The organism is Streptomyces sp. NBC_01498, assembly GCF_036327775.1.
In the GTDB taxonomy this organism is placed as follows: Bacteria; Actinomycetota; Actinomycetes; order Streptomycetales; family Streptomycetaceae; genus Streptomyces.
The window spans coordinates 3,821,440-3,842,987 of record NZ_CP109598.1 but is presented as its reverse complement, the minus strand read 5'-3'; the positions used below and the strand labels follow the sequence as shown (position 1 = coordinate 3,842,987).

The following is a 21,548-nucleotide window of genomic DNA, read 5'->3' as shown; positions in this document are numbered from 1 at the left end:
GGAGAGACGGGGCCCGCGCGTGATCGCCGCCCGCCGCCCGACGCCCTGCTGCCCGGCGCCCGCATGATCGCCGACCTCCCTGGGCATACGCGCCCAATGGCCCGCGACGTACCCCCTGTCCCGATACGCTCCGCCCGTACCCCCGGTTCCGCCCGCACCTCCCGTTCCGCCCGGTCCCCCCGCACCGGGCTCGCGGCGGTCCACCGCGTCCGGCGGCACTACCGGTCCCACCGCGCCGGCCCGACCAGCGCCCTGGTCAGCGCCCCGCACCCGTACGTCCGCGCGCTCGGCCTCGTCGCCGTCGTCCTCCTCGGCGCCTGGCTCGGGCTGCTGATCGTCGGCAGTGTGCGGACGCCGGTGGGCCCGATGGACACGAAGATGACCCTGCGGCCCTCCCTCACCGGCGGCACGAAGATCAACGTCTCGCCGCTGGGCGCCCTGGAGCTGGACTCCCACATGGCGCCGATCCGCCTCGACGTCGACGTCGACCAGCTCGACCCGGTCCGCTCCCAGGCCCTGGTCGAGCACCCCGAGCGTCTCGCGGGCCTCCAGGACGAGGTGGTGCGGGACATCTCGGCCGGGACCACCGAGCTGGCCCTGCGGTCCTGTGTCGCCGTCGTCTCGGGCGCCACCGCCCTCGGCCTCGCCGTCTACCGCCGCCCCCGCCGCGCGCTCGCCGCCGGCGGGCTGGCGCTCGCGCTGCTCGGCGCGGCCGGCGCCACCGCCTTCGCGACCTGGAACCCGAAGTCCGTCCTGGAGCCCCGCTTCTCCGGGCTGCTCTCCTCGGCCCCGCAGGTCGTCGGCAGCGCGCGTTCGATCGTCACCGAATTCGACGTCTACCAGAAGGAGTTGGCGCGGCTGGTGACCAACGTGACCAAGCTGTACGACGCGACGTCCACGCTGCCCTCGTACCAGCCCGACCCCGGCACCCTGCGGGTCCTCCAGGTCTCCGACATACATCTCAACCCGGCCGCCTGGCACATCATCGGCTCGCTCGTGGAGCAGTACCGGATCGATCTCATCATCGACTCCGGCGACACCATGGACCACGGCTCGCCCGCCGAGAACGGCTTCCTCGACCCGATCCCCGACCTCGGCGCCCCGTACGTGTGGGTACGCGGCAACCACGACTCGGCCGCCACGCAGAAGTATCTGGAGGGCCTGAAGAACGTCCATGTCCTGGACCACGGGCGGGCCGTCACCGTCGCCGGAATCCGGGTGGCGGGCACGGGCGACCCGCAGTTCACCCCCGACCGCTCGCTCTCCAACGGCGGTGACCCGGCGGAGGAGATGGCGGGTGTACGGCTCGCCTCGGCCATCCGCGACCAGGAACGGGCCGGCACCCCGGTCGACATCGCCGTCGCGCACAACCCGGTCGCGGCCAGGGAGACCGACGGCACCGTGCCGCTGGTGCTGGCCGGGCACATCCACCAGCGGCAGACCGAGATCATGCCGTTCGGGACGCGGCTGAAGATCGAGGGCTCGGCGGGCGGCGGCGGGCTGCGCGCGGTCCAGAACGACCAGCCGGAGAAGGTCCGGGCCTCGCTGCTCTATCTGGACAGCACGACGAAGCGGCTCCAGGCGTGGGACGAGATCACACTGGGCGGGCTGGGGCTGACGACGGCGGAGGTGAGCCGCCATCTGCCGGAGGAGGCGGGCGTACCGGGCACGGACCCCTCACCGTCGGCGACACCGGTACCGTCCGGCTCCCCCGCCCCTTCCGGATCACGGTCGGGATCGGCGTCGCCCTCCGAGCCGGGCCCGGGGCCGAGCCGGACCCCGGTCGGTTCGCGAACCGGACCGACCACCGGACCGGCCACCAGGTCGACGGGCGGTGCGGCCACCGGCCCGCCGACCGCGCCGCCCCGCGCGCCGGGCGGCCCGTCGCCCGCCCGGTAAACCGTTTTGGCGATAGCTCCCCGCATCGCCTATGCTTCTCACGTCCCCGACGCGCTGACAAAGCGCCCAGGCGGGCCCTTAGCCCTCATCGTCTAGTGGCCCAGGACGCCGCCCTTTCAAGGCGGTAGCACGGGTTCGAATCCCGTTGGGGGTACGCAACACTGTGTGCGAGACTCGTCTCGCACATTGCTTGGTCCTGTGGAGCAGTTTGGAGTGCTCGCCACCCTGTCAAGGTGGAGGCCGCGGGTTCAAATCCCGTCAGGACCGCTGTGGCTCGCGAGAGCCGCGTGGCTGGGTAGCTCAGTTGGTACGAGCGATCGCCTGAAAAGCGATAGGTCGCCGGTTCGATCCCGGCCCCAGCCACTCTTCATTCTTCATGTGGATGCCCCTCCCGAAACTCTTCGGCAGGGGCTTCTCGTTTCCCCCGCACCGAAATGGGTTCGCCACTCCCCCGGCCCGGGTGAGACCCTGGGCTCGGTATGTCTACTTCCCTCGCCGACCTTCAGTCCCTGCTGGCCGAGGTGTCGCTGCGCGACGCGCAGCGCCTCGGCCGCCGTCTCGAAGGCGTCCGGCGCATCCGCAAGCCCGAGGCCCGGCAGGCCGTCCTGGACGAGATCGCGGCCGAGGCGGGCAGGTCCGCCGGGCGCGTACGCGCCCGCGCGGCCCGGATGCCGGCGATCACGTACCCCGAACAACTGCCCGTCAGCCAGAAGAAGGACGTGATCCTGGAGGCGATACGCGACCACCAGGTCGTGATCGTCGCGGGTGAGACGGGGTCGGGCAAGACGACACAGATCCCCAAGATGTGCATGGAACTGGGCCGGGGCGTCCGGGGGATGATCGGGCACACCCAGCCCCGCCGGATCGCCGCCCGTACGGTCGCCGAGCGAGTCGCCGACGAGTTGAGGTCCCCGCTCGGGGAGGCCGTCGGCTGGAAGGTCCGCTTCACCGACCAGGTCAACCAGGACTCGACCTTCGTCAAGATCATGACGGACGGCATCCTGCTCGCCGAGATCCAGTCGGACCGGGATCTGCGCGCGTACGACACGATCATCATCGACGAGGCCCACGAACGCAGCCTCAACATCGACTTCCTGCTCGGCTATCTCGCCCAGCTGCTCCCCCGGCGCCCGGACCTGAAGCTGGTCATCACCTCGGCGACGATCGACCCCGAGCGGTTCTCCCGCCACTTCGGCGACGCACCGATCGTGGAGGTCTCGGGCCGTACGTACCCGGTCGAGGTCCGCTACCGGCCGCTCCTCGAAGAAGAGGGCGACGAGGGCGACCGGGACCAGATCACCGCGATCTGCGACGCCGTGGACGAGCTCCAGTCGGAGGGGCCCGGCGACATCCTGGTCTTCCTCTCCGGCGAGCGGGAGATCCGCGACACCGCCGACGCGCTCGACAAGCGCAAGCTGCGGCAGACCGAGGTACTCCCCCTGTACGCGCGGCTCTCGCACGCCGAACAGCACCGGGTCTTCCAGAGACCGGGCGGCGGCGCCACCCGCCGGGTCGTGCTCGCGACGAACGTCGCGGAGACGTCCCTGACCGTGCCGGGCATCAAGTACGTGATCGACCCCGGCACCGCCCGGATCTCCCGCTACTCCCACCGCACCAAGGTCCAGCGGCTGCCGATCGAGCGGATCTCGCAGGCCAGCGCCAATCAGCGCAAGGGCCGTTGCGGCCGTACGTCGGACGGCATCTGCGTGCGGCTGTTCTCCGAGGACGACTTCGAGTCGCGGCCCGAGTTCACGGACGCCGAGATCCTCCGGACGAACCTGGCGTCGGTCATCCTCCAGATGACGTCGGCCGGTCTCGGCGAGATCGAGAAGTTCCCCTTCATCGACCCGCCGGACCACCGCAACATCCGCGACGGTGTCCAACTCCTCCAGGAACTGGGCGCGTTCGACGCCGCCCAGAAGGACCCGCGCAAGCAGCTCACCCCGCTCGGCCGCAAGCTGTCGCAGCTGCCCGTCGACCCGCGTCTGGCACGCATGGTCATCGAGGCCGAACGCAACGGCTGCGTACGGGAGGTGATGGTGATCGCCGCCGCGCTCTCCATCCAGGACCCGCGCGAGCGCCCGGCGGAGAAGCAGACACAGGCCGACCAGCAGCACGCCCGGTTCCGCGACGAGACCTCCGACTTCCTGGCCTTCCTGAATCTGTGGCGGTACGTCCGCGAGCAGCAGAAGGCGCGCGGCTCCTCGGCCTTCCGCCGGATGTGCAAGGCGGAGTATCTGAACTTCCTGCGGATCCGCGAGTGGCAGGACATCTACTCCCAACTGCGCACGGTCGCGCGGCAGATGGGCATCACGTTCGACGAGAGCGACGACACCGCCCCGGCGCCCGACCAGTCCGTGCACATCTCCCTGCTCGCCGGACTGCTGTCGCACATCGGCGTGAAGGACGTGAAGAACGCCGGAGGGGAGAGCGGGAAGAACACCGCGAAGAACGAGTATGTGGGCGCCCGCAACGCCAAGTTCGCGGTCTTCCCCGGCTCGGCCCTCTTCAAGAAGCCGCCGCGCGTCCTCATGTCCGCCGAACTGGTCGAGACGTCCCGGCTGTGGGCGCGGGTCAACGCGAGGATCGACCCGGACTGGATCGAACCGCTCGCCCAGCACCTGATCAAGCGCACGTACAGCGAACCGCACTGGGAGAAGGACCAGGCGGCCGTCATGGCGTACGAGAAGGTGACGCTGTACGGAGTGACGATCGTCGACCGGCGCAAGGTGAACTTCGGCCGAATCGACGCGGAGGCGTCCCGGGACCTGTTCATCCGCAACGCGCTAGTCGAGGGCGACTGGCGGACGCACCATCAGTTTTTCCATGACAATCGCAAACTCCTGGGCGAGGTAGAGGAGTTGGAGCACCGCGCCCGGCGCCGCGACATCCTCGTGGACGACGAGACGCTGTTCGACTTCTACGACGGGCGGGTGCCGGACCATGTCGTCTCCGGCGCGCACTTCGACTCCTGGTGGAAGCACAAACGCACGGAGGAGCCCGAACTCCTCGACTTCGAGCGCTCGATGCTCATCAACGAGACGGCGGGCGCCGTCACCAAGGACGACTATCCGGACTCCTGGCGGCAGGGCCCGCTCAAGTTCCGGGTGACGTACCAGTTCGAACCGGGGGCCGACGCGGACGGCGTCACCGTCCACGTACCGCTCCAGGTGCTCAACCAGATCACCTCCGAGGGCTTCGACTGGCAGATCCCGGGACTGCGCGAGGAGGTGGTGGTGGAGCTGATCCGCTCCCTCCCGAAGCCGATCCGCCGCCACTACGTCCCGGCGCCGAACTACGCGACGAAGTTCCTGGAGCGCGCGGTGCCCCGCCAGGAGCCGCTGCCGGTGACGCTGGCGCGCGAACTCCAGCGGATGGTCGGGGTGCCGGTGACGGCGGACGACTTCGATCCCGGCCGGGTGCCGGACCATCTCAAGGTCACCTTCCGGATCGTGGACGAGCGGCGCCGCAAGATCGCCGAGGACAAGGACCTGGAGGCGCTGCGGATCGCGCTCAGACCCAAGGCCCGCCAGGCGATCTCGAAGGCCGCGGCGGCGGTGGCGGGGCCCACGGGCGAGTCACTGGAGCGCTCGGGCCTCACGGACTGGACGATCGGCACGCTGTCGCGCACCTTCGAGACCCGGCGCGCGGGGCAGCCGGTCAAGGCGTACCCGGCGCTGGTCGACCAGGGCGCGACCGTGGCCGTACGGCTCTACGACACCGAGGCCGAGCAGCGGGAGGCCATGTGGCGGGGGACGCGGCGGCTGATCCTGCTCAACATCCCGGTCAACCCGGCCAAGTTCGCCTCGGACACCCTCACCAACAAGCAGAAGCTGGCCCTGTCCCGCAACCCGCACGGTTCGATCCAGGCGCTGTTCGACGACTGCGCCACGGCGGCGGCGGACCGCCTGATCACCGAGCACGGCGGGCCCGCGTGGGACGAGGAGTCGTACCGCAAGCTGTACGAGAAGGTCCGCGCCGACCTGGTCGACCTCACCGTCCGGACCATCGGGCAGGTCGAGCAGGTCCTGGCGGCCTGGCAGGCGTGCGAGCGGCGGCTGAGGTCGACCAACAGCCTGGTCCTGATCAACAACGTCCAGGACGTGAAGGACCAGCTGGCGGAGCTGATGCCGGCGGGCTTCGTGACGCGTACGGGGCTGCGCAGGCTGCCCGACCTGATGCGCTACCTGGTGGCGGCGGACCGCCGGCTCCAGCAGATGCCGACGAACGTCCAGCGCGACACCACGCGCATGGAGAAGGTCCACGAGATGCGGGACGAGTACGCCTGGCTGCTCGAACAGTTCCCGCGCGGGCTGCCGGTGCCACGGGAGGCCCTGGACATCCGCTGGCTGATCGAGGAGCTGCGGGTGAGCTATTTCGCGCACGCGCTGGGGACGTCGCAACCCGTGTCGGACAAGCGGATCGTGAAGGCGATCGACGCGGCGGTGCCGTGACCGGGGCGGGACCCCGATCCGGTTCGACCGCACCCTCCGAGCTGCTGTAGAGTCTCGTTTCGCAGCCGCCGGTGAGGAACTGACCGAGGCCGCGAAGATGGTCCTGTGGAGCAGTTTGGAGTGCTCGCCACCCTGTCAAGGTGGAGGCCGCGGGTTCAAATCCCGTCAGGACCGCGTTGATTCACCCCGGAGCCCGCATCCTTCTGGATGCGGGCTCCGGTGCTGTGCGGGGCCGGTGCCCCGGCGGACCCGTTGGCCCGAGGCCGCGCCCGCGGCGGAGCCGCAATCCGACACAGCAAATCCCGTCAGGACCGCGCGGGATGACCCGCCGAGCCCGCCTCCCCTCCGGGACCGGGCTCCGGTCCTGCGCGGGGCCGCTAAGCCGACGGACCCCGCGAACCCAACCCGCAGCCGGGCTCCGGCGCCGACGGACCCGTTGGCCCGAGGCCGCGCCCGCGGCGGAGCCGCAATCCGACACAGCAAATCCCGTCAGGACCGCGCGGGATGACCCGCCGAGCCCGCCTCTCCTCCGCGACCGGACTCCGGTCCTGCGCGAAGCCGGTAACCCCGCGTACCCAACCCGCGGCCGGGCTCCGGTCCTGTGCGGGGCCGGTGACCCCGGCGGACCCCGCGAACCCAACCCGCAGCCGGGCTCCGGCGCCGCCCGGAGCCGGCGCGCCCGTTGGCCCCGGCCTGCTGGAGCGTGACCGCACCCCTCCGGACCCGGGCTCCGCTGGTGCCGGAGGCCGTTGGCCCCGGCCTCCCCGGCCGCGCGCACGCCCTCCGCCCCTGCGTATCGCCCCCGCACCCCGCGTACCGAGCCCCCCGCGCCCCGCCCTCTCCGTGCGTGCGGTCTCCGTTGCTGTCTCTTGGGCTGACGCTGTCGCGTCTTGGGTTGACGGTCCTCCGTGGCGCGGGTAAGCCTTCAAATGGGGTTCGTACCAGGGCATCGGGGCCGGTCGGCCGGGGGTGGCGCGCATGGCGGCATCAGCAGCGAAGCACGAGACCCGCGCGCTCCTGCGCGCCCATCTGGCGGCCGCGACCGGCTATCGGCACGTCACGTATCACTGCGCGGTCTGCCATCGTCTCCAGCGGCTCGTCATGGACCCCGCCGCCCCCGTTCCCCCGGGCGCCGGGGAGGCCACCGGCACCGTCTCCGCCCCGCGCCGCGCACCAGAAGCGGACAGCGACCCTCATTAGGCGATATCGGGGGCGTGGGCAAGGGGTTGGCGCTGTGACGGGTGTCACGGTCCCTCTTCGCCGAAGGACCGCGCTCACACCTCGCCTCTCAGGCGTCCATTTTATATGTGCAATTGCACGAGCCCTTCAACAATTCCCCCCAGACCCCCAACTCCCGCCCCCGCACACAAAAAAGATCGCGCTGGACTCGGCGGAGTCCAGCGCGATCGAAGCGACTTGCCCCCGTTGAGGGGAGCGTGGGCCCTGTTGGGGCAGATGCCCGTCGTGTACAGCGTTGCGGTGCTGCGTGAAGCTTGTGATGCTGTGTGCTGCTATGCAGGTGGACGACCGGATTGGGGCTCCGGGTGTCCGGTTGGGGTTGGTTGATTGTCAGCTGTGACCTGACGAGGCGTTCAAGCCTCGCTGCGCTGCTGCGGAATACCCGCAAGCAGTGCGCGGACTTCAGCCTCGCGGTACCGGCGATGCCCACCGAGCGTGCGGATGGACGTGAGCTTGCCGGCCTTTGCCCAGCGTGTGACCGTCTTCGGGTCCACGCGGAACATCGTGGCAACCTCAGCCGGGGTCAGCAGCGGCTCGGCATCAGGGGTGCGAGCGGTCATGAGCGGCCTCCTCGGGAGAACCGAACCTTCTCGGTTCTTTCCTCTAAATTCTGCACCTTGACCCGCGTTGCCCGAAATGGCGGACGCGGGCCGAGTCGGTTATAGGACGAACGGCTTGTCCTCGGCACTACAACTACACCATCTGTCCAGCCTCGTCGGCCAAACCGATGGAATTGCCCTCTCAGTTGTTCATCAACGACGGAAGCCGATGGACCATGCCATAGCGGACAGTTACGTCGCAGTGACGATCAGTCACAGGAGCAATCAGGAGTCACCAGACCCCCTATAGAACGCAATACTGAGCATGAGGCACGTATGTGGACGGAGCGAGCCCTCCCCGGACTCCTTGTCCTATTTTGACACGAGGGGGGGTGATGGGCGCAAGAGCCCCGTTAGTGCGGTCCGTCACCCTTGGGCTTCTTGGCGCGAAGAATCCCTATCGGGGCCTACGTCCCCGGCGCACGGCCGTGGCGGACGCGCCCCCGCCCGCCGCACCGCGCCGGGTGTGCCCTCAGTTGGCGAACTGGCGGTCCCTGACCGCCCGCCAGCGCTCCGCCAGCCGTTCGTACGCCTCGCCCGCCGCCTCGCCGTCGCCGGCCCGCAGCGCGGCGATCCCGGCCGCCACGTCCGCCGCCGAACGGTCGTCGGCGAGCTGCGGACCGGTGAGGGCGTGCACCAGCCCGCCGTAGTCCAGTTCGACCAGCGAACGCGGGTGGAATTCCTCCAGCCAGCGCCCCACGTCGGTCAGCCCGTCGATGAGCGGCCCCTCGTCCACCGACTCGCGCATCGCCTTCAGCGCGCGGGCCAGCCGCCGCCGGGCCTGCACCATCGGGGTCCGGTAGCGCAGGGCGGGCGCGACGGAGCCCTCCTCCTCGTACGCCCGGTACTCGCGCTCGTCGTCGGCGAAGAGCGTGAACCAGCGCACCGGCACCTGCCAGATCGCCGTACGGATCCACGGCCGGGCGTCCGGATTACGCTCGCGCCACTGTTCGAAGTCCGCGGACGCCTGTTCACGCACCACCGCCGGCAGTACGGCCTCCAGCAGCGGCTTCGGGAGCGTGTCGCCCAGCGACTCCAGGGCCAGCCAGCCGCGTAGCCGGGTGCGCCAGGGGCACACGCAGAGCACGCCGTCCAGCTCCGTCACGAACGCCTCGGCGCTCTCGTGCACGGGCACCGGAACGGGCGGGGTGGGCAGCAAGTCGGCCAGGGAGCGCCGGAGTTCGTCCTGGGCGGTGAGCGTACGGTCCCGGGCGGCGTAGCGCGCCCAGTGGCTCCGTTCCGGCTCCGGAAAGGCCGCCAGCGGCTCGTACACCCGCAGGTAGGACGCGTAAGGGACGAGGAGGGAAGACACCGCTGGCATGGGCCGAATCGTCCCACGCCCGCACCGCCCGGAGGGGTGATCCTCGGCACTGCGTCGGATCTTCGTCGCCGCAGGACTTACCCTCTTGCCCAAACAGTCCCTCCCCACCCCCAGGAGGGTCTACTCACCGCTTCGTACTTGGGAGTCACCACCGTGACCGATGTGACCGGAGCCCCTGCCGCGCCCGTCGACGCACTGCACACCCTGTTCCACTCCGAGCAGGGTGGTCATGAGCAGGTCGTGCTCTGTCAGGACCGCGCCAGCGGACTGAAGGCAGTCATCGCCCTCCACTCCACCGCCCTCGGCCCCGGCCTGGGCGGCACCCGTTTCTACCCGTACGCCTCCGAGCAGGAAGCCGTCGTGGACGCGCTGAACCTGTCGCGCGGGATGTCCTACAAGAACGCCCTGGCCGGACTGGACCACGGCGGCGGCAAGGCCGTGATCATCGGTGACCCCGAGCAGATCAAGACGGAGGAGCTGCTGCTGGCGTACGGCCGGTTCGTCGCCTCGCTCGGCGGCCGGTACGTCACCGCCTGCGACGTCGGCACGTATGTCGCCGACATGGACGTCGTCGCCCGTGAGTGCCGCTGGACGACGGGCCGTTCGCCCGAGAACGGCGGCGCCGGCGACTCGTCCGTGCTGACCGCCTTCGGTGTCTTCCAGGGCATGCGCGCGAGCGCCCAGCACCTGTGGGGCGACCCCACGCTGCGCGGCCGGAAGGTCGGCATCGCGGGCGTCGGCAAGGTCGGGCACCACCTGGTCGGGCATCTGCTCCAGGACGGCGCCTCCGTCGTGATCACGGACGTCCGGGACGAATCCGTACGCCGTGTCGTCGAGCGGCACCCCGAGGTCACGGTGGCCGCCGACACCGACGCGCTGATCCGCGCCGAGGGGCTGGACGTCTACGCGCCCTGCGCGCTCGGCGGCGCGCTGAACGACGACTCCGTGCCCGTACTGACCGCGAAGGTGGTGTGCGGGGCGGCCAACAACCAGCTCTCGCACCCCGGTGTCGAGAAGGACCTCGCCGACCGCGGTGTCCTCTACGCGCCCGACTACGTGGTGAACGCGGGTGGCGTGATCCAGGTCGCCGACGAGCTGCACGGATTCGACTTCGAGCGGTGCAAGGCGAAGGCCGCGAAGATCTTCGACACCACGCTTTCAATATTCGCACGTGCGAAGGATGACGGGATTCCGCCGGCCGCCGCGGCCGACCGGATCGCCGAGCAGCGCATCTCGGAGGCCCGCGCCCGCTGAGGCCGGACGGGTCCCGAAGGGGTCACTGCGGGGTCGGGGAGGGGCGGTCGGCGTGTGCGCGGCGACGGGGAGACGAGACTCACCCCGGTCGGCGGGTCGCCCCTCACCAAGAGGTTAAAATCGCAGCTGACCAGCGAGGACACACGTTCCCGCCGGTCCCGCGCCGAGGCGCGTCATGCGGGCGGCGTACCGTAGGGGCGCGGAAGCAGGTACCGTTGAAGTCCAAAGGACGGGTCTCTCCACGGAGAGCTCGTTCTGAAACATGAACGCGTGTCAAGACTCTGGGGCCGTGGAGCCCCGTCACCGAGGGGGTCGAGCCATGGGGCGCGGCCGGGCCAAGGCCAAGCAGACAAAGGTCGCCCGCCAGCTGAAGTACAACAGCGGCGGGACAGACCTGTCGCGTCTGGCCAATGAGCTGGGCGCATCGCCTTCGAGTCAACCGCCGAACGCTGAGCCGTTCGAGGATGACGACGAGGAAGATGACCCGTACGCACAGTACGCGGAGCTGTACAACGACGACGACGAGGACGAGGAGTCCGGCCCGTCGTCACAGCGTCGCGGCGCTTGACGTACGTACACCTCACCGAGCAGTCACCATGTGACCCGGTCCGGGCTCCCCGGACCGGGTTTCACCATGTGTTCCGCCCTGCCCGGCAGGGTGCCTACCGGCTCGCATAGTCCCCGGTCAGCGCCGCGCCCGTGGTGGCGCCGCCGGTCTCCCGGTCCACGATCCCGCCGACCACCCAGGCGTCGACGCCCCGGTCCGCGAGGGTGGTGAGGGCGCTGTCCACGGCCTCCTCGGGGACGACGGCGATCATGCCGACGCCCATGTTGAGCGTCTTCTCCAGCTCCGTCCGCTCCACCTGACCCGCCGAGCCGATCAGGTCGAAGACCGCGCCGGGCGTCCAGGTCGAACGGTCGACCGTGGCGTGCAGATGATCCGGGACGACCCGCGCCAGGTTGTTGGCGAGGCCGCCGCCCGTGATGTGGCTGAAAGCGTGCACCTCGGTGGTCCGGGTCAGGGCCAGACAGTCGAGGGAGTAGATCCTGGTGGGCTCCAGCAGTTCGGCGCCGAGGGTCCGCCCGAACTCCTCGACCTCGCGCTCCAGGGACCAGCCGAGCCGGTCGAACACGACGTGCCGGACGAGTGAGTACCCGTTGGAGTGAAGCCCGGAGGACGCCATGGCGATCACGACGTCACCCGTACGGATACGATCCGCGCCGAGCAGCCGGTCCGCCTCGACCACTCCCGTACCGGCGCCGGCGACGTCGAAGTCGTCCTCGCCCAGCAGACCGGGGTGCTCGGCGGTCTCGCCGCCGACCAGCGCGCAGCCCGCCAGGACACAGCCCTCGGCGATGCCCTTGACGATCGCCGCGACGCGCTCGGGGAAGACCTTGCCGACGCAGATGTAGTCGGTCATGAACAGCGGTTCGGCGCCGCACACGACCAGGTCGTCGACGACCATGCCGACGAGGTCGTGGCCGATGGTGTCGTAGACGCCCATCCGGCGGGCCAGGTCGACCTTCGTCCCCACGCCGTCGGTGGCCGAGGCGAGCAGCGGGCGCTCGTAGCGCTTGAGCGCCGAGGCGTCGAAGAGGCCGGCGAAGCCGCCGAGGCCGCCCACGGTCTCGGGCCGCTGGGTCTTCTTCACCCACTCCTTCATCAGCTCGACGGCGCGGTCGCCGGCCTCGATGTCGACGCCCGCGGCGGCGTAGGAGGCACCGGAGGATTCAGCTGGCATGGCGGGGAGCTTTCGTGTCGGTGCTGCGGGGCGGAGGCGGAGGCGAAGTCAGGGGCTGAGGTCGGAGCCCGGGTCCGTGCGGTCGGAGCCGGTGCGGTCCGGGCCCGTGCGGTCGGGACGTGGCGGCGGGCCGCCGCGACCCCGGGGCGGGGCGCGGCGGAGCCGTACGGGCACGTGCGCGGGCACTCATGGCCGCGGTTACGGCCGCCGGAGGGCGTCGGCGGCGTCGGCGCCGCCCGCCAGCTCGGTCTCCAGCAACTGCTTGCCGAGGAGTTCCGGATCGGGCAGGTCCATCGGGTACTCGCCGTCGAAGCAGGCGCGGCAGAGGTTCGGCTTGGCGATGGTGGTCGCCTCGATCATCCCGTCGATGGAGATGTACGAGAGGGAGTCGGCTCCGAGGGACGTGCCGATCTCCTCGATGGACATGCCGTTGGCGATCAGCTCCGCGCGGGTGGCGAAGTCGATGCCGAAGAAGCAGGGCCACTTCACCGGCGGGGAGGAGATCCGGATGTGGACCTCGGCGGCGCCGGCCTCGCGGAGCATCTTGACCAGGGCGCGCTGGGTGTTGCCCCGGACGATCGAGTCGTCCACGACCACCAGGCGCTTGCCCTTGATGACCTCTTTGAGGGGGTTGAGCTTGAGCCGGATGCCGAGCTGGCGGATGGTCTGCGAGGGCTGGATGAACGTCCGGCCCACGTACGCGTTCTTCACCAGTCCCGAGCCGTACGGGATGCCGCTGGCCTCCGCGTAGCCGATCGCGGCGGGGGTGCCGGACTCGGGTGTCGCGATGACGAGGTCGGCGTCGGCCGGCGCCTCGGCCGCCAGCTTGCGGCCCATCTCGACGCGGGACAGGTAGACGTTCCGGCCGGCGATGTCGGTGTCGGGGCGGGCCAGATAGACGTACTCGAAGACACAGCCCTTGGGCTTCGCTTCAGCGAATCGGGAGGTCCGCAGGCCGTTCTCGTCGATGGCGATCAGTTCGCCGGGCTCGATCTCCCGCACGTAGGCGGCGCCGCAGATGTCGAGGGCGGCGCTCTCGGACGCCACGACCCAGCCGCGTTCGAGCCGGCCGAGGACCAGCGGGCGGATGCCCTGGGGGTCGCGGGCCGCGTACAGGGTGTGCTCGTCCATGAAGACGAGGGAGAAGGCGCCCTTGGTGTGCGGCAGGACGCGGGGCGCGGCCTGCTCGACGGTGAGGGGCTTGCCGTCGTCGTCCGTCTGGCAGGCGAGGAGGGCCGTGATCAGGTCGGTGTCGTTGGTCGCGGCGACCCGGGTCGTGCGGCCGTTCTCCTTGGGCAGGTCGGCGACCAGTCCGGCCAGCTCGGCCGTGTTGACGAGGTTGCCGTTGTGACCCAGGGCGATCGAGCCGTGGGCGGTGGCTCTGAAGGTCGGCTGCGCGTTCTCCCACACCGAGGCACCGGTGGTGGAGTAGCGGGCGTGACCCACGGCGATATGGCCCTGGAGGGAGCCGAGGGAGGTTTCGTCGAAGACCTGTGAGACAAGGCCCATGTCCTTGAAGACAAGGATCTGGGAGCCGTTGCTCACTGCGATGCCCGCGGACTCCTGTCCGCGGTGTTGCAGTGCATACAGTCCGAAGTAGGTGAGCTTGGCGACCTCTTCACCGGGGGCCCAGACTCCGAAGACGCCGCAAGCGTCCTGAGGGCCCTTCTCGCCGGGGAGCAGGTCGTGGCTGAGTCGTCCATCACCACGAGGCACGCCACCGAGTGTAGGCGAGATCGACCGCTGGTCCGAATGCGGGACGGCTGTGGGCCGTGCGGTGGACATGACGACGGGCCGGCGGCGTGTCGCCACCGGCCCGCCCGGCTGCGCCCCTGTTCACCTGGGACGACCGGCTCGTCGTTACGGCGCCGGGGTGTCGGCGGTGGCTCCGAAACCGGTGCCTCCGGCCGCCGTGAGGGTCAGAGCACGGTGGTGCACCTCATACGTCACCTTGCCGTCGAGCACCTTGAGCAGCTCCCGTTCCAGGGACATGCCCGGTTCCGGGCAGAGCTTCCTGGTGGACCTGACCGGGCCGAAGGTGATCGTGGAGCCCGTGGTCTTCGCGGACGCCGAGAAACCGTTGCAGCCGAGGCTGCCGCTGACGGTGCCGTCCTTGGCGAAGGTGAGCGTCGCCTTGCCGGTCTCGCCCTTCTTGTCCTTGGGCAGCGAGGACGAGGTCTCGCCGGAGACCAGGCTGTTCACCGTCCACTCGGTGCCGACGAGCGGTGCGGGCTTCTCGGCGGACAGGGCGATGGTGTCGCCCCCGGCGGTGGTGAGGGTCAGTTTCTTGTCCTCGACCTTGGCCTTGATCTTGCCTTCGAAAGCGGCGCCGAGGGCCTCCTCGAAGGTCCCGGGCACCCCCGAGCAGCCCTTCTGTGTCGACGGAAGCCGCTCACCGACAGTGATCGTGTCGCCGTCGATGGTGACCATCGCTCCGACGCCGTTGCAGCCGGTGTCCACGGTGGCCGTGCCCTTGGAGTCGATCTCCAGGCCGGCCCCGGCGGGCACCGCGATCCGCTTGCCGTCGACACCGAGGCTGTCGATGCTCCATCGGACATCGGTCAGGGGCAGCTCGGGCGCCACCTCGCTGCCCGCCGGCGCTCTGCCGGACTCGCTGCCGCAGCCGGCGAGGGCGAGGAGGGCCAGGGACGTGAGGACTGTGACGGTGGTCACTGACTGTTTCCGCATGCCGGTGTGACGAGGCGGCGACGGATCCGGTTCCGTCCGCCGGCCGGCCGGGTGCGGCGCGCCGGTCCGGCCGCAGCGTGGCGGGCGGCGGTCGGCGGGCGGCAAGCGGCGGTCAGCGGTCAGCGGTCAGCTCATGACGGGCAGCAGGGCGCCGAGGTCCGCGCGTTCGCCGCTGGCGGCGACCCGGGCGGATGCCAGGGCCTCGGCCCACGTCGTCCGCCCGGTCGCGAGCCGCAGCCAGGTCAGCGGGTCGGTCTCCACGACGTTCGGCGGGGTGCCGCGGGTGTGCCGGGGCCCCTCCACGCACTGCACGACGGCGTACGGCGGGACGCGTACCTCCGTCGAGGCGCCCGGCGCCTTCAGCGCGAGCGCGTCGGCGAGCAGCCGGGTGCAGACGGCGAGCGCCTGCCGGTCGAGGGGGATGCCGAGCCCGGCCGCCCGGTTCAGGTCGTCGGTGTGGACGACGAGTTCGACGGCGCGGGTGACCAGGTAGTCGCCGAGGCGCATGGCGCCGACCCGGATGCCGATCAGCCGGGTCGGCGGGGCCTCCGCCAGCAGGACAGCGATCCGCCCGGCCGCGTGGTCGAACAGTTCGGCGGGTGCGGCGGTGGCCGCGTACGCCGTGACGTCGTCCGCGATCGGGGCGGCCACGGCGGCCGTCGCGAACGCCCACTCGGGCAGACCCAGCTGGACGGCGGGCGGCTCGGGCCGCTCCAGGGCGGCGCTGACGCTCTCGACGCCCATGCACAGGTGGGCGGCCAGTTCGCGCACGGTCCAGTCGCCGAGACCGGAGGGCAGGGCGAGCTGCTCGGGGGTGAGGGCGGCGACCGCCTCGCGCACGTGCGCGAACTGGGTGAGGACAGCGGTACGGGTCTTGGCGGAGTCGTACACCCGCTGCTTGCGCTTCTTGGCCGGTGGCATGCCCAGGAGGCTAATCGAGCGGTTCGGCGGGGGCGGTTTCTTTTCGGGGGGCGGGCGGCTCGTCGGCCTGCGGGGGCCCGTCGGCCTGCGGGGCCACGCCCTCGCGCGACTCCTCCGTGAGCGCCCCGTCCGCCCGCGCCGTGAACGCCTCGCCGTTCGCCGGGACGCCGACGCCGCGCCAGGTGAACGGCACGCCGCGCGCCGTGTCCAGGTCGGGGCCGTCCATCAGCTGGAAGTGCAGGTGCGGCTCGGTGGAGTTCCCGGTGTTGCCGCAGTCGGCGATCCGCTGCCCGGCGCGGACCGTGTCGCCCGGGGCGACGGTCACCGAGCCCTGCCTGAGGTGCGCGTACCCGGCGAAGACGCCGTCGCCGAGGTCCAGGATCACGTGGTTGCCGACGATCCACGAGGGGCCGGTCGCGTCCCGTACGGCGCTCTCGACCAGCATCATCCAGACGAGCGCGGGCAGGGACGTGCGGGTCAGATGGTCCCGGCGCCCGTCCAGCACCCGCACGACCGTCGCGTCGGCCACCGCCAGGACGGGGGCGCCGAAGGCGGGGTAGTGGCCGTTCCCGCGTGCGAGCGGCCACAGTTTCGCGAAGGGCGGCCGGGTGTCGGGCTCCGGCACGACCAGGATGTCGACGGCGTAGGTCTGGCCGTAGCTGTGCACGCCGTGGCTGGGCACCTTGGTCGCCGGGCTGTTGAGCGCGGTCCAGCGCCCGGTCACCGGGGGCAGGACCTCCAGCGGCGCCCGGTCGGCGGCCTTCAGCGCCGCGGCGGACAGCCGTCCCAGGGTCACGAAGACGGCGATCGGGATCAGGGCCAGGATGAGCGTCCACGCGGGAGCCGGGCGGCCGACGAACATGGCCAGGACCAGTACGGCGACGCACAGCAGACAGCAGCGGGCCACGATCATGGCGAGTTTCCGGACGGACATGGTCCGTGTCACCTCGGCTCTCCGGGTCGGTGTCAGGTCTTCGGGCGGATCCGTGGGGTGGGATCGGGGCGGTGGGATCGGGGCGGTTCGCGGCCCGGTCCTCAGGCGCGCACCGGGGTCTGGTCGGTGTCCGGTTCGGGGCCGGTTCGGGGCCGATCCGGGCGGCTCGGGGCCCGGTCTTCGGGTGTCCCGGGGCTGGTCGGTGTCAGTTTCTGGTGGCCGACAGCATCACCAGCAGCGGTACGACGCGGGGCGCGGGCACCTCGTAACGTCCCCGGCCCGTCGTCCGGAGCCAGCCCGCGCCGGTCAGCTGGCGCAGATGGTGGTAGATCTGGCCGGTGGTGCCGATGTCGTCCAGCCCGGCCAGTTCGGCGGCCGTGCGCAGGCCGCCGAGGATCTCGCGCAGCAGCCGCAGCCGTACGCCGTGCCCGAGCGCCGCGAAGGAGTCGGCGGACTCCGCCCAGTCGGCGTCGAGGATGTCGCCGGTCAGTTCGGTGAACTGCCACGCGTAGGACTGCCCGGCCGGCAGCCGTACCGAGCCCGCGTACATCACGCCGCCGCTCTCCGCGTCCGCCGCCGTGAGCTGTTCCTCCAGGAGTTCCAGCGGCCGGAAGGTGTCGTCGGCCGGGCGCCCCGGCCGCTCCCCTCGCCGCGGCCGGGACGCCGGCTCCTCCGGCTCACCGCGCTCCAGCGCCGCGAGCCGGCGTTCCAGTGCGGCGACACGGTCCTCAAGTTCCATGAAGGGAACTTACGTAATTACGTAATCACGCGCAAGAGATTTCCCGCCCCGCTCGGGACAGGTCCGAGCGGGGCGGGAGCGTCCGGGAACATCAGTGAACGTCCGGGAATGTCCGGGAACGGAAAAACGCCGGGCGGACCGCGTATGTGCGGTCCGCCCGGCGTGGGACAACGGGGAGAACGTCAGGCCAGCAGCGCCTCGATCGTCCCTTCGTGCGCGTCCCGCAGCTCGCTCAGCGGAACGGTGAACTCGCCCTGCACCTCGACCTCGTCACCGTCCACCACACCGATCCGTGTCGCGGGCAGCCCGCGCGCCCCGCACATGTCGGTGAAGCGCAGCTCCTCGCTGCGCGGCACGGCGACGACCGCGCGCCCCGCCGACTCGCTGAACAGGAACGTGAACGCGTCGAGCCCGTCCGGCACCACCAGCCGCGCCCCGTGCCCGCCGCGCAGGCAGGACTCGGTCACCGACTGGATCAGACCGCCGTCGCTCAGGTCGTGCGCCGCGTCGATCATGCCGTCGCGGGAGCCCGAGATCAGGATCTCGCCGAGGAGCTTCTCCCGGTCCAGGTCCACCGCCGGCGGCAGCCCGCCCAGGTGGTCGTGGACGACCTGCGACCAGGCCGACCCGCCGAACTCCTCGCGGGTGTCGCCCAGCAGATAGAGCAGCTGGCCCTCTTCACGGAAGGCGATCGGCGTACGGCGCGTGACGTCGTCGATCACACCGAGCACGGCCACGACCGGGGTCGGGTGGATCGCCGTCTCGCCGGTCTGGTTGTACAGCGAGACGTTGCCGCCGGTCACCGGCGTGCCGAGCTGGAGGCAGCCGTCCGCGAGACCACGCGTGGCCTCCGCGAACTGCCACATCACGCCCGGGTCCTCCGGGGAGCCGAAGTTCAGGCAGTCCGAGATGGCGAGCGGCTTGGCGCCGGAGGCGGCGACATTGCGGTACGCCTCCGCCAGCGCGAGCTGCGCGCCCGTGTACGGGTCGAGCTTGGCGAACCGGCCGTTGCCGTCGGTCGCCATCGCCACACCGAGATTGGTGGTCTCGTCGATCCGGACCATGCCCGCGTCCTCGGGCTGCGCGAGCACGGTGTTGCCCTGCACGAAGCGGTCGTACTGGTCGGTGATCCACGCCTTCGACGCCTGGTTCGGCGACGAGACGAGGCGCAGCACCTGTTCCCGCAGCTCGGCCGCGTTCGCGGGCCGGGCCAGCTTCCCCGCGTCGTCGGCCTGGAGCGCGTCCTGCCAGTCGGGGCGGGCGTAGGGGCGCTCGTACACCGGGCCGTCGTGCGCCACGGAGCGCGGCGGTACGTCCACGATCTGCTCGCCGTGCCAGAAGATCTCCAGACGGCTGCCCTCGGTGACCTCGCCGATGACGGTCGCGAGGACGTCCCACTTCTCGCAGATCTCCATGAAACGGTCGACCTTGCCGGGCTCGACCACCGCGCACATGCGCTCCTGCGACTCGCTCATCAGGATCTCCTCGGGCGACAGCGAGGAGTCCCGCAGCGGGACGGTGTCCAGCTCGACCCGCATACCGCCCGAACCGGCCGACGCCAGCTCGCTCGTCGCGCAGGAGAGCCCGGCGCCGCCGAGGTCCTGGATCCCGGCGACCAGCCGCTCGGCGAAGATCTCCAGGGTGCACTCGATGAGGAGCTTCTCCTGGAACGGGTCGCCCACCTGGACCGCCGGGCGCTTCGTCGGCTTCTGGTCGTCGAAGGTCTCTGAGGCCAGCACCGAGACCCCGCCGATACCGTCGCCGCCGGTCCGGGCGCCGTACAGGATCACCTTGTTGCCGGGACCCGACGCCTGCGCGAGGTGGATGTCCTCGTGCTTCATCACGCCGATACAGCCCGCGTTGACCAGCGGGTTTCCCTGGTAGCAGGCGTCGAAGACGACCTCGCCGCCGATGTTCGGCAGGCCCAGGCAGTTGCCGTAGCCGCCGATGCCCGCGACGACACCGGGCAGCACCCGCCGGGTGTCGGGGTGGTCGGCCGCGCCGAAGCGCAGCGGGTCCACGACGGCGACCGGGCGGGCGCCCATGGCGAGGATGTCGCGCACGATGCCGCCGACCCCGGTGGCCGCGCCCTGGTAGGGCTCGATGTACGAGGGGTGGTTGTGCGACTCGACCTTGAACGTGACCGCGTACCCCTGGCCGACGTCCACGACGCCCGCGTTCTCACCGATGCCGACGAGCATCGCGTCGTTGGCCGGGGCCTTCTCGCCGAACTGCCTGAGGTGCACCTTGCTGCTCTTGTACGAGCAGTGCTCGGACCACATCACCGAGTACATGGCCAGCTCGGCGCCGGTAGGACGGCGCCCGAGGATCTCCCGGATCCGGGCGTACTCGTCCTCCTTGAGGCCGAGCTCCTTCCAGGGCTGATCGGTCTCGGGCGTCCCCGTCGCGTTCTTGACGGTGTCGAGGTTCTTGATCGTCATCAGGCGCTTACCAGCTTCTTCAGGATCGAGGTGAAGAACCCGAGCCCGTCGGTACGGCCCGTACCGATCAGCGGTTCCACGGCGTGCTCGGGGTGCGGCATCAGGCCGACGACGTTGCCCGCCGCGTTGGTGATGCCCGCGATGTCGCGGAGCGAGCCGTTCGGATTGCCGTCCAGATAGCGGAAGGCGACCCGGCCCTCGGCCTCCAGCTCGTCCAGGACCGGCTCGGCGGCGACGTACCGGCCGTCGATGTTCTTCAGCGGTACGGAGATCTCCTGGCCCGCCGTGTAGTCGGCGGTCCACGCGGTCCCGGCGTTCTCCACCCGCAGCCGCTGGTCGCGGCAGACGAAGTGCAGATGGTTGTTCCGCAGCATCGCGCCCGGCAGCAGATGGGTCTCGGTCAGGATCTGGAAACCGTTGCAGATCCCCAGGACCGGCATGCCCGCCTTCGCCTGCTCGATGACCGTCTCCATCACCGGCGAGAAACGCGAAATGGCGCCGGCCCGCAGATAGTCGCCGTAGCTGAATCCGCCCGCGAGGACGACGGCGTCGACCTGCTTCAGGTCCTTGTCCCGGTGCCAGAGCGCCACGGGCTCGGCCCCGGCGATCCGTACGGCGCGAAGACTGTCACGGTCGTCGAGCGTGCCGGGGAATGTGACGACTCCGATACGAGTGGTCACGACTCCACCTTGACGACGAAGTCCTCGATGACGGTGTTGGCGAGGAACGTCTCGGCCATCTCATGGATACGGGCGAGGGCGGCGTCGTCGACCGGGCCCTCCACCTCCAGCTCGAAACGCTTTCCCTGGCGGACGTCCGCGATCCCGTCGAAACCCAGCCGGGGCAGTGCGCGCTGCACTGCTTGTCCTTGGGGGTCGAGGATCTCCGGCTTGAGCATGACGTCGACTACGACGCGTGCCACTGGCACTCCCGGTGGTGTGGTGCGGCTGTGTGCAGCTGTCTGCGGCTGTGGTTCTGACCGGGGAATCCCGGACCCCCCGAGTGCCTTCAGCGTACCGGTACACAAAATCTACGCGGGTAGATATCCACCCAGCCCCGGACTCTCCGGCGATCTCCGTCGAAATCGCACCGCATGGCCGACGGAAAAAATCACGGAAAAAAGTAGCCACCGCCATTGCCGTCTGACACGCTGATGCAATTGGCTGGGCTTCACAATGCGTGGCGGTTCGCTGTAGAAAGAGATATAGCGAATGGTCGCATTGCCCCTAAACAGCCGGAAGGCCGGTATCCCCGCACGTCAGCCGTGTTTCAGAGACAGGGACGGGCGTGACGGGTGCCGCATGAAAGGACCGATAT

General features: G+C 70.5%; 16 protein-coding genes and 4 tRNA genes. 9 read left to right on the top strand and 11 right to left on the bottom strand.

Annotated features, from left to right (window positions below; translation table 11 throughout):
• Positions 1 to 96 precede the first annotated feature (96 nt).
• The 7 genes from OG875_RS16395 to OG875_RS16365 all read left to right on the top strand — a co-directional run bounded on the left by OG875_RS16395 (position 97) and on the right by OG875_RS16365 (position 7,553).
• Positions 97 to 1,899 (top strand): metallophosphoesterase family protein, encoded by a 1,803-nt coding sequence (locus OG875_RS16395; protein ID WP_330174970.1) that lies wholly within the window; start codon positions 97 to 99, stop codon positions 1,897 to 1,899.
• Between the two features lie 81 nt (positions 1,900 to 1,980).
• Positions 1,981 to 2,053 (top strand) — tRNA-Glu (locus OG875_RS16390).
• A 38-nt stretch (positions 2,054 to 2,091) separates the two neighbouring features.
• A tRNA-Asp gene (locus OG875_RS16385) sits at positions 2,092 to 2,166 on the top strand.
• 22 nt (positions 2,167 to 2,188) lie between these two features.
• Positions 2,189 to 2,262 (top strand) — tRNA-Phe (locus tag OG875_RS16380).
• 116 nt (positions 2,263 to 2,378) lie between these two features.
• The gene (hrpA, locus tag OG875_RS16375) at positions 2,379 to 6,353 is read left to right on the top strand and encodes an ATP-dependent RNA helicase HrpA (RefSeq protein WP_330174969.1); all 3,975 of its coding nucleotides are present in this window, start codon (positions 2,379 to 2,381) and stop codon (positions 6,351 to 6,353) included.
• Positions 6,354 to 6,452: 99 nt separating this feature from the next.
• A tRNA-Asp gene (locus tag OG875_RS16370) sits at positions 6,453 to 6,527 on the top strand.
• An 804-nt stretch (positions 6,528 to 7,331) separates the two neighbouring features.
• A complete protein-coding gene (locus OG875_RS16365) occupies positions 7,332 to 7,553 on the top strand; it encodes a DUF6274 family protein (protein ID WP_330174968.1) in 222 nt (73 codons plus the stop codon).
• A gap of 392 nt (positions 7,554 to 7,945) precedes the next feature.
• Here the strand turns inward: OG875_RS16365 and bldC are convergent, their stop codons facing one another.
• Both bldC and OG875_RS16355 read right to left on the bottom strand, forming a co-directional pair.
• On the bottom strand, positions 7,946 to 8,152 hold the full coding sequence (gene bldC / locus OG875_RS16360; protein WP_003949541.1) for a developmental transcriptional regulator BldC: 207 nt from the start codon (positions 8,150 to 8,152) through the stop codon (positions 7,946 to 7,948).
• Between the two features lie 511 nt (positions 8,153 to 8,663).
• Positions 8,664 to 9,512: a hypothetical protein gene (locus OG875_RS16355; protein ID WP_330174967.1), complete on the bottom strand. Its 849-nt coding sequence runs from the start codon at positions 9,510 to 9,512 to the stop codon at positions 8,664 to 8,666.
• A gap of 153 nt (positions 9,513 to 9,665) precedes the next feature.
• On the opposite strand from OG875_RS16355, the gene OG875_RS16350 reads away from it, so the two are divergent.
• Together OG875_RS16350 and OG875_RS16345 are read left to right on the top strand one after the other, a co-directional pair.
• Positions 9,666 to 10,766 (top strand): Leu/Phe/Val dehydrogenase, encoded by a 1,101-nt coding sequence (locus tag OG875_RS16350; protein WP_330174966.1) that lies wholly within the window; start codon positions 9,666 to 9,668, stop codon positions 10,764 to 10,766.
• Between the two features lie 319 nt (positions 10,767 to 11,085).
• A complete protein-coding gene (locus OG875_RS16345) occupies positions 11,086 to 11,334 on the top strand; it encodes a DUF3073 domain-containing protein (RefSeq protein WP_078076416.1) in 249 nt (82 codons plus the stop codon).
• 94 nt (positions 11,335 to 11,428) lie between these two features.
• Here OG875_RS16345 and purM read toward each other — a convergent pair whose 3' ends face one another.
• From purM to purS, 9 genes are all read right to left on the bottom strand, one after another.
• On the bottom strand, positions 11,429 to 12,508 hold the full coding sequence (purM, locus tag OG875_RS16340; protein WP_330174965.1) for a phosphoribosylformylglycinamidine cyclo-ligase: 1,080 nt from the start codon (positions 12,506 to 12,508) through the stop codon (positions 11,429 to 11,431).
• 198 nt (positions 12,509 to 12,706) lie between these two features.
• A complete protein-coding gene (purF, locus tag OG875_RS16335) occupies positions 12,707 to 14,224 on the bottom strand; it encodes an amidophosphoribosyltransferase (RefSeq protein ID WP_330174964.1) in 1,518 nt (505 codons plus the stop codon).
• A gap of 144 nt (positions 14,225 to 14,368) precedes the next feature.
• On the bottom strand, positions 14,369 to 15,181 hold the full coding sequence (locus OG875_RS16330; protein ID WP_330174963.1) for an META domain-containing protein: 813 nt from the start codon (positions 15,179 to 15,181) through the stop codon (positions 14,369 to 14,371).
• A gap of 141 nt (positions 15,182 to 15,322) precedes the next feature.
• Positions 15,323 to 16,117, bottom strand: a complete 795-nt coding sequence (locus OG875_RS16325) for a maleylpyruvate isomerase family mycothiol-dependent enzyme (protein WP_330174962.1) — start codon at positions 16,115 to 16,117, stop codon at positions 15,323 to 15,325.
• 10 nt (positions 16,118 to 16,127) lie between these two features.
• Entirely contained in the window at positions 16,128 to 17,051 is a 924-nt protein-coding gene (locus OG875_RS16320; protein ID WP_330174961.1) for a M23 family metallopeptidase, read from the bottom strand.
• Between the two features lie 205 nt (positions 17,052 to 17,256).
• Positions 17,257 to 17,790 carry an ArsR/SmtB family transcription factor gene (locus OG875_RS16315; RefSeq protein ID WP_330174960.1) on the bottom strand — a complete coding sequence of 178 codons (534 nt, stop codon included), beginning with the start codon at positions 17,788 to 17,790 and terminating at the stop codon, positions 17,257 to 17,259.
• A gap of 182 nt (positions 17,791 to 17,972) precedes the next feature.
• Entirely contained in the window at positions 17,973 to 20,231 is a 2,259-nt protein-coding gene (gene purL / locus OG875_RS16310) for a phosphoribosylformylglycinamidine synthase subunit PurL (protein ID WP_330174959.1), read from the bottom strand.
• Positions 20,231 to 20,911, bottom strand: coding sequence for a phosphoribosylformylglycinamidine synthase subunit PurQ (gene purQ, locus OG875_RS16305; protein WP_330174958.1), 681 nt, complete (start codon positions 20,909 to 20,911; stop codon positions 20,231 to 20,233). The genes purL and purQ overlap by 1 nt, the downstream gene beginning before the upstream one ends.
• Positions 20,908 to 21,153: a phosphoribosylformylglycinamidine synthase subunit PurS gene (gene purS / locus OG875_RS16300; RefSeq protein WP_215092426.1), complete on the bottom strand. Its 246-nt coding sequence runs from the start codon at positions 21,151 to 21,153 to the stop codon at positions 20,908 to 20,910. Before purS ends, purQ begins: the two co-directional genes overlap by 4 nt.
• Between the last annotated feature and the right edge of the window lie 395 nt (positions 21,154 to 21,548).